This is a genomic window from Leeuwenhoekiella sp. W20_SRS_FM14 (assembly GCF_052119605.1).
Taxonomy (GTDB): Bacteria; Bacteroidota; Bacteroidia; order Flavobacteriales; family Flavobacteriaceae; genus Leeuwenhoekiella.
Window position 1 is genome coordinate 591,899 of sequence record NZ_JBGQOK010000001.1, and the last position, 15,948, is coordinate 607,846.

General features: G+C 34.4%; 18 protein-coding genes. 10 read left to right on the plus strand and 8 right to left on the minus strand.

Annotated elements, in window-relative coordinates; genetic code table 11:
• The first annotated feature begins 74 nt into the window (after positions 1 to 74).
• Positions 75 to 1,031: a thioredoxin-disulfide reductase gene (gene trxB / locus ACEN25_RS02400; protein ID WP_441801485.1), complete on the plus strand. Its 957-nt coding sequence runs from the start codon at positions 75 to 77 to the stop codon at positions 1,029 to 1,031.
• An 80-nt stretch (positions 1,032 to 1,111) separates the two neighbouring features.
• Here trxB and ACEN25_RS02405 read toward each other — a convergent pair whose 3' ends face one another.
• A complete protein-coding gene (locus tag ACEN25_RS02405) occupies positions 1,112 to 1,456 on the minus strand; it encodes a hypothetical protein (RefSeq protein ID WP_035899348.1) in 345 nt (114 codons plus the stop codon).
• Between the two features lie 75 nt (positions 1,457 to 1,531).
• Positions 1,532 to 2,611, minus strand: a complete 1,080-nt coding sequence (gene aroB, locus ACEN25_RS02410; RefSeq protein ID WP_441801486.1) for a 3-dehydroquinate synthase — start codon at positions 2,609 to 2,611, stop codon at positions 1,532 to 1,534.
• Positions 2,612 to 2,699: 88 nt separating this feature from the next.
• Here aroB and ACEN25_RS02415 point away from each other — a divergent pair, with 88 nt between their 5' ends.
• Complete coding sequence (locus ACEN25_RS02415; RefSeq protein WP_028375329.1) at positions 2,700 to 3,872, plus strand: proline dehydrogenase family protein; 1,173 nt, start codon at positions 2,700 to 2,702, stop codon at positions 3,870 to 3,872.
• Between the two features lie 57 nt (positions 3,873 to 3,929).
• Here ACEN25_RS02415 and ACEN25_RS02420 read toward each other — a convergent pair whose 3' ends face one another.
• The 6 genes from ACEN25_RS02420 to ACEN25_RS02445 form a co-directional block, all read right to left on the minus strand.
• A complete protein-coding gene (locus ACEN25_RS02420; RefSeq protein WP_441801487.1) occupies positions 3,930 to 4,313 on the minus strand; it encodes a hypothetical protein in 384 nt (127 codons plus the stop codon).
• Positions 4,314 to 4,332: 19 nt separating this feature from the next.
• On the minus strand, positions 4,333 to 5,529 hold the full coding sequence (locus tag ACEN25_RS02425; RefSeq protein WP_028375327.1) for an alanine dehydrogenase: 1,197 nt from the start codon (positions 5,527 to 5,529) through the stop codon (positions 4,333 to 4,335).
• A gap of 86 nt (positions 5,530 to 5,615) precedes the next feature.
• Complete coding sequence (locus ACEN25_RS02430) at positions 5,616 to 6,179, minus strand: hypothetical protein (protein ID WP_441801488.1); 564 nt, start codon at positions 6,177 to 6,179, stop codon at positions 5,616 to 5,618.
• Positions 6,127 to 6,264, minus strand: coding sequence for a hypothetical protein (locus ACEN25_RS02435; protein WP_441801489.1), 138 nt, complete (start codon positions 6,262 to 6,264; stop codon positions 6,127 to 6,129). Before ACEN25_RS02435 ends, ACEN25_RS02430 begins: the two co-directional genes overlap by 53 nt.
• Before the next feature lie 255 nt (positions 6,265 to 6,519).
• Complete coding sequence (gene tsaE / locus ACEN25_RS02440; protein ID WP_441801490.1) at positions 6,520 to 6,927, minus strand: tRNA (adenosine(37)-N6)-threonylcarbamoyltransferase complex ATPase subunit type 1 TsaE; 408 nt, start codon at positions 6,925 to 6,927, stop codon at positions 6,520 to 6,522.
• 26 nt (positions 6,928 to 6,953) lie between these two features.
• Positions 6,954 to 8,504 carry a PglZ domain-containing protein gene (locus ACEN25_RS02445; protein ID WP_441801491.1) on the minus strand — a complete coding sequence of 517 codons (1,551 nt, stop codon included), beginning with the start codon at positions 8,502 to 8,504 and terminating at the stop codon, positions 6,954 to 6,956.
• Positions 8,505 to 8,586: 82 nt separating this feature from the next.
• Between ACEN25_RS02445 and ACEN25_RS02450 the strand changes: the two genes are divergently transcribed.
• The 8 genes from ACEN25_RS02450 to sucD are packed head-to-tail and all read left to right on the plus strand — an operon-like array spanning position 8,587 to position 15,947.
• Positions 8,587 to 9,816: an HD domain-containing protein gene (locus tag ACEN25_RS02450; RefSeq protein WP_441801492.1), complete on the plus strand. Its 1,230-nt coding sequence runs from the start codon at positions 8,587 to 8,589 to the stop codon at positions 9,814 to 9,816.
• Between the two features lie 24 nt (positions 9,817 to 9,840).
• Entirely contained in the window at positions 9,841 to 10,869 is a 1,029-nt protein-coding gene (lpxD, locus tag ACEN25_RS02455) for a UDP-3-O-(3-hydroxymyristoyl)glucosamine N-acyltransferase (RefSeq protein ID WP_441801493.1), read from the plus strand.
• The gene (locus ACEN25_RS02460) at positions 10,859 to 12,268 is read left to right on the plus strand and encodes a bifunctional UDP-3-O-[3-hydroxymyristoyl] N-acetylglucosamine deacetylase/3-hydroxyacyl-ACP dehydratase (protein ID WP_441801494.1); all 1,410 of its coding nucleotides are present in this window, start codon (positions 10,859 to 10,861) and stop codon (positions 12,266 to 12,268) included. The genes lpxD and ACEN25_RS02460 overlap by 11 nt, the downstream gene beginning before the upstream one ends.
• Positions 12,269 to 12,272: 4 nt before the next feature.
• Positions 12,273 to 13,058: an acyl-ACP--UDP-N-acetylglucosamine O-acyltransferase gene (gene lpxA / locus ACEN25_RS02465; RefSeq protein WP_028375320.1), complete on the plus strand. Its 786-nt coding sequence runs from the start codon at positions 12,273 to 12,275 to the stop codon at positions 13,056 to 13,058.
• A gap of 40 nt (positions 13,059 to 13,098) precedes the next feature.
• The gene (efp, locus tag ACEN25_RS02470; protein ID WP_028375319.1) at positions 13,099 to 13,665 is read left to right on the plus strand and encodes an elongation factor P; all 567 of its coding nucleotides are present in this window, start codon (positions 13,099 to 13,101) and stop codon (positions 13,663 to 13,665) included.
• A gap of 2 nt (positions 13,666 to 13,667) precedes the next feature.
• The gene (locus ACEN25_RS02475; RefSeq protein WP_441801495.1) at positions 13,668 to 14,600 is read left to right on the plus strand and encodes a UDP-3-O-(3-hydroxymyristoyl)glucosamine N-acyltransferase; all 933 of its coding nucleotides are present in this window, start codon (positions 13,668 to 13,670) and stop codon (positions 14,598 to 14,600) included.
• 1 nt (position 14,601) lies between these two features.
• Positions 14,602 to 15,015, plus strand: a complete 414-nt coding sequence (locus tag ACEN25_RS02480; protein WP_441801496.1) for a nuclear transport factor 2 family protein — start codon at positions 14,602 to 14,604, stop codon at positions 15,013 to 15,015.
• Between the two features lie 59 nt (positions 15,016 to 15,074).
• The gene (gene sucD, locus ACEN25_RS02485; RefSeq protein WP_028375316.1) at positions 15,075 to 15,947 is read left to right on the plus strand and encodes a succinate--CoA ligase subunit alpha; all 873 of its coding nucleotides are present in this window, start codon (positions 15,075 to 15,077) and stop codon (positions 15,945 to 15,947) included.
• The last annotated feature ends 1 nt before the right edge of the window (position 15,948 follow it).

The following is a 15,948-nucleotide window of genomic DNA, read 5'->3' on the forward strand; positions in this document are numbered from 1 at the left end:
TTACAAAAGGACGAACGTACTTTTTAGAAAGTGTTTTTAAAAGGGTACTTTTGTAAGAGTTTAAAAAATATATAATGGCAGTAGAACGAATTAAATGTTTAATTATAGGCTCTGGCCCGGCGGGATATACCGCAGCAATTTATGCGTCAAGAGCAGATTTGAAACCTATAATGTATACCGGGATGGAACCCGGAGGGCAATTAACAACAACTACTGAAGTTGATAATTTTCCTGGTTATCCTGACGGAATTGATGGTCCTACTATGATGATGCAGTTGCAAAAGCAAGCAGAGCGTTTTGGTACCGAAGTACGTATAGGTATGATAACTAAAATTGAATTATCTCAGGAAGTAGGCGGAATTCATAAAGCCGTCGTTGATAATACAACTGAAATAGAAGCAGAATCAGTAATAATTTCTACTGGTGCAACAGCTCGTTACCTCGGCTTGCCTAGTGAGCAGCGACTACGTGGTGGAGGAGTATCTGCCTGTGCAGTTTGTGATGGGTTTTTCTACCGCAATCAACGCGTGGCAATTGTAGGTGGTGGTGATACCGCAGCAGAAGAGGCAACTTATTTAGCTAATATATGTGAGCACGTTACCATGCTGGTACGTAAAGATGAGATGCGCGCTTCAAAAGCGATGCAACACCGTGTAAATTCTCGTAAAAATATCACAGTTCTATATAATACTGAAGTTGAAGAAGTTCTAGGAGAACAAGTTGTTGAAGGTCTCAAAATGATTAATAATGAGACTAAAGAAACTACTCAAATAGACATTACCGGTTTATTTATTGCGATAGGACACAAACCAAATACAGACATTTTTAAAGGTCAATTAGAGATGGATGAGACTGGTTATATTATAACCGAACCTAAATCAACTAAAACCGGAAAACCTGGTGTATTCGCCAGTGGTGATGTACAGGATAAAGATTATAGACAAGCAATAACAGCAGCGGGCAGCGGGTGTATGGCCGCTCTTGATGCCGAGCGTTATTTATCTGATATAGAAAAACCTGTGGAGGCTTAATTTTCGAATCAGGTTAAATAAAAAAGCTCCCAATATTTAAAATATTGGGAGCTTTTTTTATGAATCTTATTCAATTGAAATTAATCAATGTCATCTTCATCATCAATATCCTCATCAATAGGTTCAACGATATCATCATCGTCATCATTAACTATCTTTTCTGGCAAATCAACAATGGGTTCATTTAAATCATCAACATCATAATCATCTACATCATAATTCTCCATAGATGTTTCTAATTTTTTACTCACCTTCACTAGGTAAATTGTATCAGCTGTACGAACTTCAACACACTCTATTAGCTCATTTTTAGCATTTTTAAAAGAGATGATCTGATCATCATCATATCCGTAAGGATACTTATCTACTAAGAGAGCAAGTATTTCTGGTGTAAGCTTTTTATAATCAACGATAACGCGTCGCATATATAGTATTTAAAAGTTATTCCTATTTGAGGTTAAATGTAAAAAAAAACGTTTTGCATAGACAACACAATTGTATTATTTATTACTTAAATTTTTATAATAATCAAAAGCATTGAAAATCAAATCATTAGAAGCTATTTGATTTAATCTTGGTTTACCTATTTCTTCCAGAAGAACAAAATAGATATTTCCGTGGCTATTTTTTTTATCATATTTAAGCAAAGTAATGATTGCTTCAATATCAGAATCGTTAAAAGACACCGGGTCGTAAAAATGTAAAATTGATTTAGATAATTCTAAAGCTTTTTGTGTGTCAAATCCTGTTAACTGCGTAGAAAGATAATTAGCTAAAATCATACCTATGGCAATGGCTTCTCCATGCAATAATCTGGTTTTATCTATAGACTCCATAAAATAGGATTCTATGGCGTGACCCAGTGTATGACCGTAATTAAGACTTTTACGAATTCCTTTTTCGAAAGGATCTTCTAATACAACTTCATTCTTAATATTAATAGATTGATAAACAAGTTCTGCTAAACTATCAATATCTGAATACGTAGCAGATTTGACGGCATTCCAATATGATTCAGAATTAATTAAACCGTGCTTCAGCATCTCTGCATAACCACTACGTAGTTCTTCTACGGGCAATGTATTTAAAAAAGTAAAATCTACGAGTACTAAATGAGGGTTACTAATCACCCCAATTTGATTTTTTAAAGCACCAAGATCTACTCCGGTTTTTCCGCCTACGGAAGCATCAACCATTGCAAGTAGGGTAGTAGGTACATTTATAAAGTCTATGCCTCTTTTAAAGCAACACGCAACAAACCCACCTAAATCTGTAACAACGCCACCACCTAAATTTATAAGTAGACTCTGGCGGTCTGCATTAAGCTCTGATAATGCACTCCATACGCCTTCACAAGTTTCTAGGTTTTTAAATTCTTCACCCGGCTCAATTTCTATAATTTCAATTGTTTGTGAGGTTTCAACCCGCTGTAGAAAATGGGCAAGACAACTTTCATGCGTGTTACTGTCTACTAATATAAAGAGGATACTGTATTCCTTTTCCTTTAGTAGCGTATTTAAATTTTGATAACCGGAATCTGTAAAAACTACATCGTAGTTTTTTGCTTTTATAGCTTGCATGTTAAAGTACTTTAAAAATGTGAAATTAGTATCTTTTTGTAAAACTAGGTTTGCGATTGTGATTATATTTGGCGCCTAAAGTTGAATTATGTTAGAACAAAAGATATTTGATAATACAAAAAATGCATTTTCTTTAAAAACAGATAGTGAGTTAGAGCGTGCTTATTTTCTTTTTAAGATGATATCAAAGCAACCCCTTGTAAAAATTGGGACTGCTGTTACACGTTTTGCTCTTAATGCAAATCTTCCTGTAGAAGGTCTTATACGGGCAACTGTTTTTGATCATTTTTGTGGTGGTGTAAGTGAAAAAGATTGTGTTTCAGTTATTGAAAAGATGTATGACAAAGGGGTTCACTCTGTTTTAGATTTTTCGGTTGAGGGTAAAGAGACCGAAAATTTATTTGATGAGGCCTTAGATCGTGTTATTAGTCTTATTCGTTTTGCTAAGGATAAGCCGGGTATGCCATTTTCGGTATTTAAACCTACCGGCTTTGGAAGATTTGAAGTCTTTAGAAAAGTTACCGAAAAAGAAGAACTTACATCTGCCGAGCAACAAGAATGGGAACGTATCGTAGCTCGTTTTGATAGCATATGTAAAATTGCTAAGGAATGTGATATAAAATTGCTTGTAGATGCTGAAGAGAGCTGGATGCAGGGTGCTGCAGATGATTTGGTCTTAAGTATGATGCGTAAATACAATACAGAAAAACCTATTGTATTTAACACATTACAATGTTATCGCTGGGATCGTCTAGCATATTTAAAAGAATTGCATTTAGATTCTATTGAGAAAGGATATAAGCTGGGAATGAAAATTGTACGTGGGGCTTATATGGAAAAAGAGCGAGCTCGTGCAGAAGAGAAAGGTTATGAATCTCCTATTTGTAAAGATAAACCCGAAACAGATGCACATTTTAATGCGATGCTCGTATATGTTTTAGATAATCTAGATGATATCTGGGCTTTTGTAGGTTCACATAATGAAGAGAGCAACTATCTGGCCATTGAAATTATGGAACAAAAAGGAATTGTTCATGAAGACCCCCGTATATGGTTTGGACAACTCTATGGTATGAGTGATCATATTAGTTTTAATCTTGCCGAAAATGGTTATAATGTAGCTAAATATGTTCCATTTGGACCTGTTAAAGATGTTATGCCTTATTTAATACGCAGAGCGGAAGAAAATACATCTGTGGCTGGTCAAACTAACCGGGAATTAAGCTTATTAAAGCAAGAGCGAAAAAGAAGAGATATTTAATAAATGAAATTTTTCTGAAAAAACTTTATAGACTGTTTAGATAGCAACCTAAACAGTCTATTTTTTTTCTACGCTAAGCACTGTAAATTTTTCATCACAATTTTCTAGAGTTGCTGTAATAGGTATTTTTACAGATTCTTGAGAATAAATACTGTAAAAACCACATGGCTCTCTGCGGGTGTCACTTTTACTAAAGTTTACCTCTCCTTCAAGAAATAATACATTTAAATCTGTTGTGTCTAATTGTAATGCCTGGAGTTCTTTTTCGGCATTCTCAGATAGCGAATACCCATTATTTCTTATAGTCTTTAAGACACGGGCATTTGGCATATAGTCACAAGACGGAAGTTCGACACCGCTGCCTTTTACAAAAAAAGCGAGCAAGATTAGACCAATTGAAAAACCACCTAAATAATAACCGGTGCGATGTAGAACTTTCATACGTAAGTTTAAATAGAATTTAGAAAAACAAGAGATTGATATCTCTAAAGGGTAAATCAAACCATTCTGCAACAGATTTACTGGTTAAGATTCCGCGGTAAAAATACAATCCATTTTTTAAACCCTTGTTCATACGCAGGCTATTTTCTAATCCTCCGTGTTCGCCTATTTCAAGTAAATATGGTGTAAAAATATTACTAATTGATATTGAAGAAGTTCGTGCGTATCGCGAAGGTATGTTGGGTACACAATAATGAATAACACCGTGTTTGATAAAAGTAGGTTTATCATGTGTTGTAACTTCACTGGTTTCAAAACAGCCACCCATATCAATGCTTACATCAATAATTATAGAACCTGGTTTCATATACTCAATCATCGTTTCTGTAACAATGACTGGTGATCTGTCTTTACCACGAACGGCACCAATGGCAACATCACAGCGTCTTAAGGCTTTTAAAAGATTTTTTGGCTGAATGGTAGAGGTGTAAATAGGTCTACCTACGTTTACTTGTAAACTTCTTAATTTTGTGAGGGAGTTATCAAACACCTTTACATTTGCACCTAATCCCAATGCCGAGCGCGTTGCAAATTCACCTACGGTTCCTGCACCTACAATAACGACTTCAGTAGGAGGGACGCCACTTATATTGCCAAACATAAGACCATTACCCTGATTTTGTCTTGACATAAGCTCAGATGCTAATAGAATAGACGCAGTTCCTGCAATTTCACTTAAAGCCCGAACGGCAGGGTAGGTCCCATCTGCATCTTTAATAAATTCAAATGCTAAAGCAGTAATTCGCTTTGTAGCTAAGACCTTAAAGTATTCTTTTTTTTGTGTTTTTAATTGTAATGCAGAAATTAGAACCGTTTGAGGGTTTATTAATTCTAATTCTTCAAGAGAAGGAGGTTCTACTTTAAGAACCATAGGGCATCCAAAAACTTTAGCCTTATCGGAAGTAATTTCTGCCCCAGCTTCAGAATAGTCGTGATCAGAAAACCGAGCGTCTTCACCGGCATTGGTTTCCATGAGTACACGATGGCCGTGTGCAACAAGAGCTCCTACAGCGTCTGGTGTTAAACAAACACGTTTTTCTTGAAAGTGATTTTCTTTAGGAATCCCTATAAAAAGTGAGCCTTTACGCTGTTCTATTTCGAGTTTTTCTTCTTGAGGAAGTAATTCTTCGCGAGTAAACGGACTATTTGATATCATCTGAAAGTTTATCGTATTCTACTTTTCAAAATACGGATAAATATAATAAGGAAAAAAGACCTAAGGAAAGGATATTTTAATTAGAATTAGCCCATAAATAAAGGCTCATCATCATCATCGTCAATGTCCTCATTTTGGAAACTTTTTAGGTTTTCGTCTTTGATTTCTCCTTTAATAGTTACACGTTCCAGTTCAGATAAGTCAATATTGTGAATGCGATCAAAAATTTTCATTCTAATGGTATAGAGAAAAATTAAAACAATAAGAATAATTGGCGCCATATAATATATATCTATACTATCCGCAAAAGCCAAATCATCGTTTAGAGTATTATAAATCTGAAACGAGTACATACATATAGGAACAATAATTGAATGATACCACCAATGTTTACACGTAAAAAACCAAATTAAAAATAAAAGTAAGGGAATAAATTTTCCAAATAATATCCAAGCAAGTACGTTAACATTCTTATAATTTAAACTGTCATAAGATAAACGTATTCCAAAAAAAGAGGTTTCCCAAAATTCTGATTCTGGGAAACCTTCATATAAGTAAAAAAAATAGGGTGATGCTGCTATGAAAGCAGCAATCAAACTACCCGTGAGAAGGGACGATGATTGCCGATTTTCTAACTTTTTTTGCTGCATAGTCTGCATTTTCGTTTTGAACAGTGTAAGTAACTGCTGTTGCACCTGCAATTAAAAGGCCTAGGAGTAAAGCTTTAATTTTCATAATGTAATGTGTTTGAGTGTTAATGATTTGTTGATACAAAGATGCTCAACACAGAACACAATACATAATTTAAAATAATGCCTACTTTCGCAAGTGTTTAGAATACATTAAAATATTTAAAACAGCTTATAAATTTCAACCAAGTTAACAATTATAGTTTTAACAGAAAAAAAAATCATTCCAACTTTAAAAAAAGAATGTAAGTAAGTAAAATCTTACAAAACTCAATTTATGTATTTTTTAAATTTTAACATTTTAAATAAAATATAGGCAACGACTGTTTTCATTCAACGAAATTATTTTCGCTGAATGGACATCATATTGATCAAAAATGTTAATTCTTTCAGGCCATTCAATAAATTTCCAACAATCGCGTTGCAAATATTCTTCAATTCCTAAATCATAGGCTTCTTCTTCGGTTTTTAATCTATATAAATCAAAATGCAATATTGATTCATCATTTTTTCCCAAATATTCATTCAAAATTGAAAATGTAGGACTAGATACAGTGTCATTAGAACCTAATTGTTCTACTAATGACTTTATTAACGTTGTTTTACCAGCTCCCAAATCGCCATAAAAAAGAATGATTTTGTGAGTAGCTGACTCAATAAGCTGTTTTGCCACATCATTAATGGCAGACAGATCATACGTTATTTCCATATTTCAAATTATTTACGTAATTAATTCTATCTCGGATTTAAAACCACAAAAGGAATGATCATTTCTTCAAGTGAAACACCCCCATGTTGATATGAATTTCGGTAATAGCTCACATAGTGATTGTAATTATTAGGATATGCAAAAAACAAATCACCTTTTGCAAAAATAAATGAGCTGCTCATATTTATTGAGGGTAAGTGTATTGCCTTAGGATCTTTTGCAGCTAAAACATCTTTCTCTTCATAGGTAAGACTTCGACCCGTTTTATAACGTAGGTTGAGACTTGTATTTTTATCTCCAATAACTTTTGAAGGATTCTTTACATTTATAGTACCATGATCGGTAGTAAGAATTATTTTAAAACCTAATTGCTGAGATTTTTGAATCATTTCAAGCAATGGTGAATTTTTAAACCAGCTTTCTGTCAATGAACGGTATGATTTATCATTAGAAGCAAGTTCTTTTATAACTTCCATCTCGGTTTTAGAATGACTTAACATATCTACAAAGTTATAAACTAAAACTGTTAAATCATTGTTTTTTAGTGAGTTAAAATTTTCAACTAATTTTTTTCCACTTTTTAAGTTGGTGATTTTATGATACTCCCATTTCAGATTCAATCCCAATCGCTTTAGTTGAGCTTCCAAAAATTTGTCTTCATTCATATTTTTACCACCTTCTTCAGTATCATTTAACCACAAATCAGGATGTTTTTTCTCCATCTCACTAGGCATTAAGCCAGAGAATATAGAGTTACGTGCATATTGCGTGGCTGTAGGAAGTATACTGTAATAAGTACTTTCACTTTCTTTTTTATAATAGTTATTTATAATAGGTTCAAAAGATTTCCATTGATCGTACCTCAGGTTATCTATTACTATTAAAAGAACTGGAGCTTCTGTGGTTGCCAAATGCGGAGCAATTTTTTCTTTAAAAAGTGTATGAGACATTGTAGGTTTTTCCTCGTCTGTAAACCAGTCTTCATAATTGCGCTCTATAAATTTGAAAAATTGATTGTTAGCTTCGGTCTTTTGAGATTCTAAAATCTCCTGCATGCTTTGGTCTTCAATCCCTTCAAGCTCTAACTCCCAATAAATAAGTTTTTGATACAACTCAGACCATTCTTCAAAAGAATTAACCTGAGCCATGTCCATAGCTATTTTTCTAAATTCTTGTTGATAATTGAGTGTAGTCTTTTCTGAAACTAATCTACTTGTATCTAAGTTCTTTTTTAAACTCAACAAAATTTGATGAGGATTCACCGGTTTTATAAGGTAATCAGCAATTTTTGAACCTATTGCTTCTTCCATGATGTACTCCTCTTCACTTTTAGTAATCATAATTACCGGTAAGGTGTCGCGCTTAGCTTTAATTTCACTTAGGGTTTCTAATCCTGTTAAGCCCGGCATGTTTTCATCTAAAAAAACTATATCAAAATTTTCTTCTTCAACAAGTTCAATAGCCTCTGTACCACTTTGACAGGTCGAAACTTCGTAGTTTTTCTTTTCTAAAAAAAGTATATGTGGTTTGAGTAAATCAATTTCATCATCTACCCAAAGTATTTTTATAGTATTCATAATAGTATATTTGTTAAATAATTGGTCTAAAACCCCAATTTTAATACGTGAAGTATTTATAAAAACTAAAAAGGATTTCTGTTTGCAGACCAGCCACAAACTTACAATAATTAACGACCCTATATATGGGTTTATTACTATACCCAAGGGTCTCATCTTTGACCTCATACAACACAGATACTTTCAGCGTTTGCGCCGTATTTCTCAAATGGGATTGTCTTATCTTGTTTATCCGGGAGCACATCATACAAGATTTCATCATGCAATAGGATGTTTACATATTATGCAAAAAGCGCTCGAAAAGCTTGATGAGAAAGGTGTTAAGATATCAAAAGAGGAAAAAGAAGCGACAATGATTGCAATATTGCTGCATGATATAGGTCACGGTCCTTTTTCTCATGCTATGGAAAATAGTATTGTTGAAGATGTACATCACGAGCAAATTTCGCTCCAGTTTATGGAGACACTCAATAGAGAGTTTAACGGAAGTTTAACCCTTGCCCTAAATATATTTAAAGGAAGTTACCCCAGACCTTTTTTACATCAACTGGTTTCCGGGCAACTTGATATGGATCGTACAGACTATCTTAAAAGAGATAGTTTTTATACCGGCATGGCGGAAGGAAACATCAATACAGATCGCATTTTAGCAATGCTAAATGTAAAGGATGATGTTTTGATGATTGAAGAAAAAGGGATTTATACCATCGAAAAGTTTCTCGTAGCACGAAGATTAATGTACTGGCAGGTCTATTTGCATAAAACAAGTTTAGTTGCAGAGCAAGTTTTAGTGCGTGTTCTCAAGCGAGCTAAAGAACTTACCAATGCTGGTATAGAGCTTGAAGCCAGCAAGTCACTTGCATTTTTTCTTAAAAAGAAAAATGCAGAAGGTATTTTTGATACCCAAGCTTTAGATATTTTCTCATCTCTTGATGATTATGATATTATAGCTGCAATGAAAGCATGGTGTGATCACGACGATTACGTGTTAAGCAGATTGTCTCAAATTATAATTTACCGCAACCTTCCCAGAATTAAAATTAAAAAGAAACCTTTTGATAAAGATTTTGTGAAAGCAGAAAAAAATAGGGTTAAACAGATGTGCGGTTTGAGTGATCATGAAGTGAATTATTTTGTTTTTACAGGTACGATTACAAACCAGGCTTATACTCTTAAAAAGGAAGCGATAACTATTTTAACCCGAAAAGGAAAGGTAATAGATGTGGTTTCTGCCAGTGATCAACTAAGTTTAAAAGCTTTATCTAAGGTGATCACCAAAAACTATATATGTTACCCTAAGCATTTAAATTAAGGCTTTTTTTCTATTTTTGTCAAGATGAAATTTACCGCTGAACAGATTGCAGGAATTTTAGAAGGCTCTGTTGATGGAGACCCTAATGTTGAAGTTTCTAGACTTTCGAAGATTGAAGAAGGAACAGAAGGGTCGCTAACATTTTTAGCCAATCCTAAATATACTCCATTTATATATAAGACTAAAGCTACCATAGCTATAGTTGATCACGATTTTCAACCAGAACATGAGTTAAATCTTACACTCATACGGGTTGAAAATGCTTACTCATCATTCTCTAAACTTTTAGAATATTACAATCAGGTAAAATTAAATAAGTCTGGTATAGAAAGTCCTGTTTACATTTCAGATAGTGCTAACTATGGAGATAATATTTATCTGGGAGCTTTTGCTCACATAGGAGAAAATGTGCGTATAGGAAATAATGTGAAGATTTATCCTAATGTATATATTGGAGACAATTGTGTAATAGGTGATAATTGTGTTTTATTTTCTGGAGTAAAAATATATTCAGATTGCATACTCGGCAATACAGTTTACGCCCATAGCGGTGTTGTAATTGGGGCAGATGGCTTTGGTTTTTCTCCAGATGATTCAGGAAGCTTCAGTCGTGTACCACAAATTGGTAATGTGATTATAGAAGACAATGTAGATATAGGTGCAGGCACCACGATTGATAGGGCAACATTAGGATCTACCATTATTAGAAAAGGAGTTAAACTTGATAACCAGATTCAAATTGCTCATAATGTTGAAATAGGAGAACATACGGCTATAGCAGCTCAAACAGGTATTGCAGGTTCTACTAAAATAGGAAAGTATTGCCGTATTGGTGGTCAGGTAGGTATTGTAGGACATCTAATTATAGGAGATCGCGTAAAAATACAGGCACAATCAGGTATAGGTCGTAATTTAAAGGATGATGAGGCAGTACAGGGTTCTCCTGCGCTAGCCTATAGCGATTACAACAAATCGTACGTTCATTTTAAAAATTTACCAAGTCTGGTTCAACAAATAAATAATTTGGAAAAACAAAAATCCAATGATAAGTAAAGCTATAGGAAAGCAAAAAACAATCGCCGGTGAGGTTTCCCTGACCGGCGTTGGTTTACATACGGGTAAGAATGTGACACTTACATTTAAGCCTTCAGCAGAAAATACAGGAATGTATTTTAAACGTTTTGATATTGAAGGGCAACCTATTATCGAAGCCAATGCAGATTACGTTGTTAACACACAACGTGGTACTAATTTAGAGAAGTTAGGAGTTCATATTCAAACCAGCGAGCACGTTCTTGCAGCTTGCGTAGGTTTAGGAATTGATAATATTTGTTTAGAAATAGATTCTCCAGAGCCACCGATTATGGATGGTTCTTCAAAATTCTTTGTAGAAGCATTAGAAAAAGTAGGCCTTGTAGAACAAGAAGCCTGTAGAGAAGAGTTTGTTGTTACAGAAGTAATAAGCTATCTCGATGAAAAATCTGGTAGTGAGATTATTCTTATGCCTGCAGATGAATACCAGTTGACCACTATGGTTGACTTCGGAACAAAAATACTAGGTACTCAAAATGCGAGTATTAAGAGTATTACAGAATTTAAAGATGAAATATCAGATTCTAGAACCTTTAGTTTTCTACATGAGATAGAGATGCTTCTAGAGCACGGTCTTATTAAAGGAGGTGATTTAAATAATGCAATTGTTTATGTAGATAAAGAATTATCTGAAGAAACAATGGCTAAATTAAGGAAAGCTTTTAATAAAGATTCTATTTCGGTTAAATCTAATGGGATACTTGATAATCTTACCTTAAACCACCCTAATGAAGCGGCACGCCATAAATTACTAGATGTAATAGGTGATTTAGCTCTTGTGGGTATGCCTATAAAAGGTAAGGTTATTGCAAACAAACCGGGACACTATGTAAATACACAGTTTGCAAAAAAATTAAAGAAAATTATCAAGACTGAGAAACGGAACAATCTTCCTGTTTTTGATCTTAATAAACCTCCTGTTAAGGATGTGAATCAAATAATGGCTATGTTGCCACATCGACCTCCGTTTTTATTGGTAGATAAAATTTTAGAAATTACAGACACTCAGGTAATCGGTTTAAAAAATGTGACTATGAACGAACCATTTTTTGTAGGTCACTTTCCGGGAGCACCCGTAATGCCTGGCGTGTTACAGGTTGAAGCAATGGCTCAAACAGGTGGAATTCTTGTTTTAAGTACCGTGCCAGATCCTGAGAATTATCTTACTTATTTTATGAAAATAGATAATGTTAGATTTAAACAACAGGTTCTACCGGGAGATACACTAATTTTTAAATTAGATTTACTCTCTCCTATACGCAGAGGAATCTGTCATATGCAGGGTAGCGCTTATGTTAATGGAAAATTAGTTTCTGAAGCAGAGCTTATGGCTCAGATAGTTAAAGTAAAGAAAGATTAGATTTATGAATCAACCCTTAGCATACGTTCATCCTGGAGCTAAAATTGCCAAAAACGTAGTAATTGAGCCATTCACAACTATTAATAATAACGTAGTAATAGGTGAAGGCAGTTGGATAGGATCGAATGTGACCATAATGGAAGGTGCCAGAATAGGTAAAAATGTGAATATTTTTCCTGGTGCAGTAATCTCTGCGGTTCCTCAGGATAAAAAGTTTGAAGATGAAGATACAGTTACTATTATAGGTGATAACACAACGATTAGAGAGTGTGTTACCATTAATAGAGGTACTTCAGACCGCATGAAGACACAAATAGGTGAAAACTGCTGGATTATGGCATATTGCCATATTGCTCACGACTGTATCGTAGGAGATAATTGTATTTTTTCAAATAACAGTACTCTTGCAGGACATATAACAGTAGGCGATTATGTTGTTCTTGCCGGTATGGCAGCAGTGCAACAATTTTGTACAATAGGTAATCACGCTTTTGTAACGGGAGGATCTTTAGTGCGTAAAGACGTACCTCCTTATGTAAAAGCGGGTAGAGAACCCTTATCTTATGTGGGGATAAACTCTATAGGTCTTAGAAGAAGAGGTTTTACAACTGAAAAGATTAGAGAAATTCAGGATATTTATAGAATATTATACCAGAAAAATTATAATAATACACAAGCTGTTAATATTATTGAAGTAGAGATGGAAGCCACACCAGAGCGTGATGAGATTCTTCAATTTATACGCAATTCGCAGCGTGGTATTATGAAAGGATATTTTACAACTAATTAAAAATTTCGCCTGGGCGAAAACTTAAGAAATAATTAAAATTATGGCAACTACCTCAGATATTCGTAACGGAATGTGTATTCATTACAATCACGATATTTATAAAATTATAGAATTTTTGCATGTAAAACCGGGTAAAGGTCCAGCTTTTGTGCGTACCAAGTTAAAGAGTGTAACTAACGGAAAAGTATTGGACAATACATTTTCTGCAGGACATAAAATTGAAGAAGTACGTGTAGAAACTAAAGGCTATCAGTTTTTATATAATGATGGCGAATGGTTTCATTTTATGAATACTGAAGATTATACACAAATACGCTTATTAGAATCAGCATTAGATCAACCGGGATTATTAAAAGAAGGTGAAGTAGTAACTATTGCAATTAATACTGAAGATAATATGCCACTTTCGGTAGATATGCCGGCACACGTAATACTTACGGTAACTGCGACAGAACCTGGTCTTAAAGGTAATACTGCAACTAATGCAACAAAACCGGCTACTGTAGAAACAGGAGCAGAAGTAAATGTCCCATTATTTATTAACGAAGGGGATAAGATTAAGGTTGAGACTGAAAAAGGAACGTACAAAGAGCGAATTAAAGAATAATTGTGAAATTTCCACAGAAACATACACTAGAACAAATTGCTACTATTCTAAATGTAGAATATGTAGGCGATTCAGAATTTCCGGTTTTTGGCCTTAATGAAATTCATGTTGTTGAACCCGGTGATATCGTTTTTGTAGATCATCCTAAATATTATGATAAGGCTTTAGAGTCTGCAGCAACAATTATTTTAATTAATAAAAGAGTTGATTGTCCTAGTGGAAAAGCTTTGCTTATTTCTAATGATCCTTTTCGCGACTTTAATAAGTTAACTAAATTTTTTAAACCTTTTGAAAAGGCGATTAGCGCTATTGCTGAAACAGCTTCTATAGGCATCAATACTATTATTCAACCCAATTGTTTTATAGGAAACAATGTAAAAATTGGTGATAATTGTTTAATACATTCTGGTGTTACACTTTATGACAACACTATAATTGGGAATAATGTGACCATTCATTCAGGTGCCATTTTAGGTGCAGATGCCTTTTATTATAAAAAGCGCGAGACGGGTTTTGATAAACTGCTTTCTGGCGGTAGAGTTGTTATACACGATCACGTAGATATAGGTGCTGCCTGCACAATAGATAAAGGTGTGTCTGGAGATACAATAATCGGTTGGGGTTCTAAGTTAGATAATCAGGTTCATATAGGTCACGATACGCAAGTAGGGGAGCGCGTGTTAATTGCAGCTCAAACAGGTATTGCCGGTTGCGTGATAGTAGAAAATGATGTTGTAATTTGGGGTCAGGTAGGTATAGCTAGTGGGGTTACTATTAAAGAAAAGGCTGTTATTTTTGGACAAAGTGGTGTAGGAAGAACCTTAGAAGGAGGTAAGTCTTACCTGGGATCACCCGCAGAAGACAGTAAGAAAAAATTTAGAGAATTGGCATCAATTCGTCAAATACCATATATTTTAGAACAAATAAAAAAGTAAAATGAGTAAATCAGCTAAAGATCTCGTAAGAGGTTTATATGAGTCAGACTTTTTTAATGATTCAAGTGTTTTAAAGCAATATCTGCATAAAGATGCAGAATTGTATTGGAACGCATCTACAGGTTTTTCTAAAATGACCTACAAGGACATCACAGAAATGTCTTCGGAAATGGGTAAATCGTTTATATCTTTAAGATCTTCGATAACGCATCTTTTAGCAGATAAAGATCAGGTAAGTATTCGCCTTACGTATTATATAAAAACTGTTGAAAATCCTGAAGAAGAGGTAGGCATTATTCATTTTATGGCTATTTGGGAACTAAAGGATGGTTTACTATATAAAGGCTACCAAATAAGTCAGCCTAGTGATCAGGACCCTCAAAATTTAGATGCACACATACGCATAAAGTCCTAAAATTCCTTTAGGTTTCTCCTTTAAAAAATTACTTTTGTACCACAAAATTTAAACAACACATGAGCGTTTTAGTAAATAAAGATTCCAAAATTATTGTACAAGGTTTTACCGGTAGTGAAGGTACATTTCACGCAGGTCAAATGATAGATTATGGCACTAATGTAGTTGGTGGTGTAACTCCCGGTAAAGGAGGTCAAAAACATCTTGACAAGCCTGTATTTAATACTGTTTCTGAAGCAGTAAAAGAAACAGGAGCTGATGTTTCTATTATTTTTGTACCACCTGCATTTGCTGCAGATGCTATAATGGAATCTGCTGATGCAGGTATTAAGGTAATTATCACAATTACTGAAGGTATTCCGGTTTCAGATATGATTAAGGCTTCTAATTATATAAAAAATATAGACTGTAGGTTAATAGGCCCTAACTGTCCTGGTGTCATTACTCCGGGTGAAGCAAAAGTAGGTATAATGCCAGGTTTTGTTTTCAAGAAAGGTAAAGTGGGTATCGTTTCTAAATCAGGAACCTTAACTTATGAAGCTGCAGATCAAGTTGTAAAACAAGGTTTAGGTATTACTACTGCTATAGGTATTGGTGGAGATCCAATCATAGGTACGACTACAAAAGAAGCTGTAGAGTTACTAATTAATGATCCCGATACAGATGCTGTTGTAATGATAGGTGAAATAGGTGGTCAATTAGAAGCAGAAGCTGCACGATGGATTAAAGCTAGTGGAACTAAAAAGCCAGTAATAGGTTTTATCGCTGGTGAAACTGCTCCCGCTGGAAGAACAATGGGTCACGCTGGTGCAATTGTTTCTGGTGAAGGTGAGTCTGCTGCAGATAAGAAAAAAATATTAAGAGAGTGTGGAGTACACGTTGTTGATTCTCCTGCAGAAATAGGTAAAAAAGTTGCTGAACTTTTAGCATAAG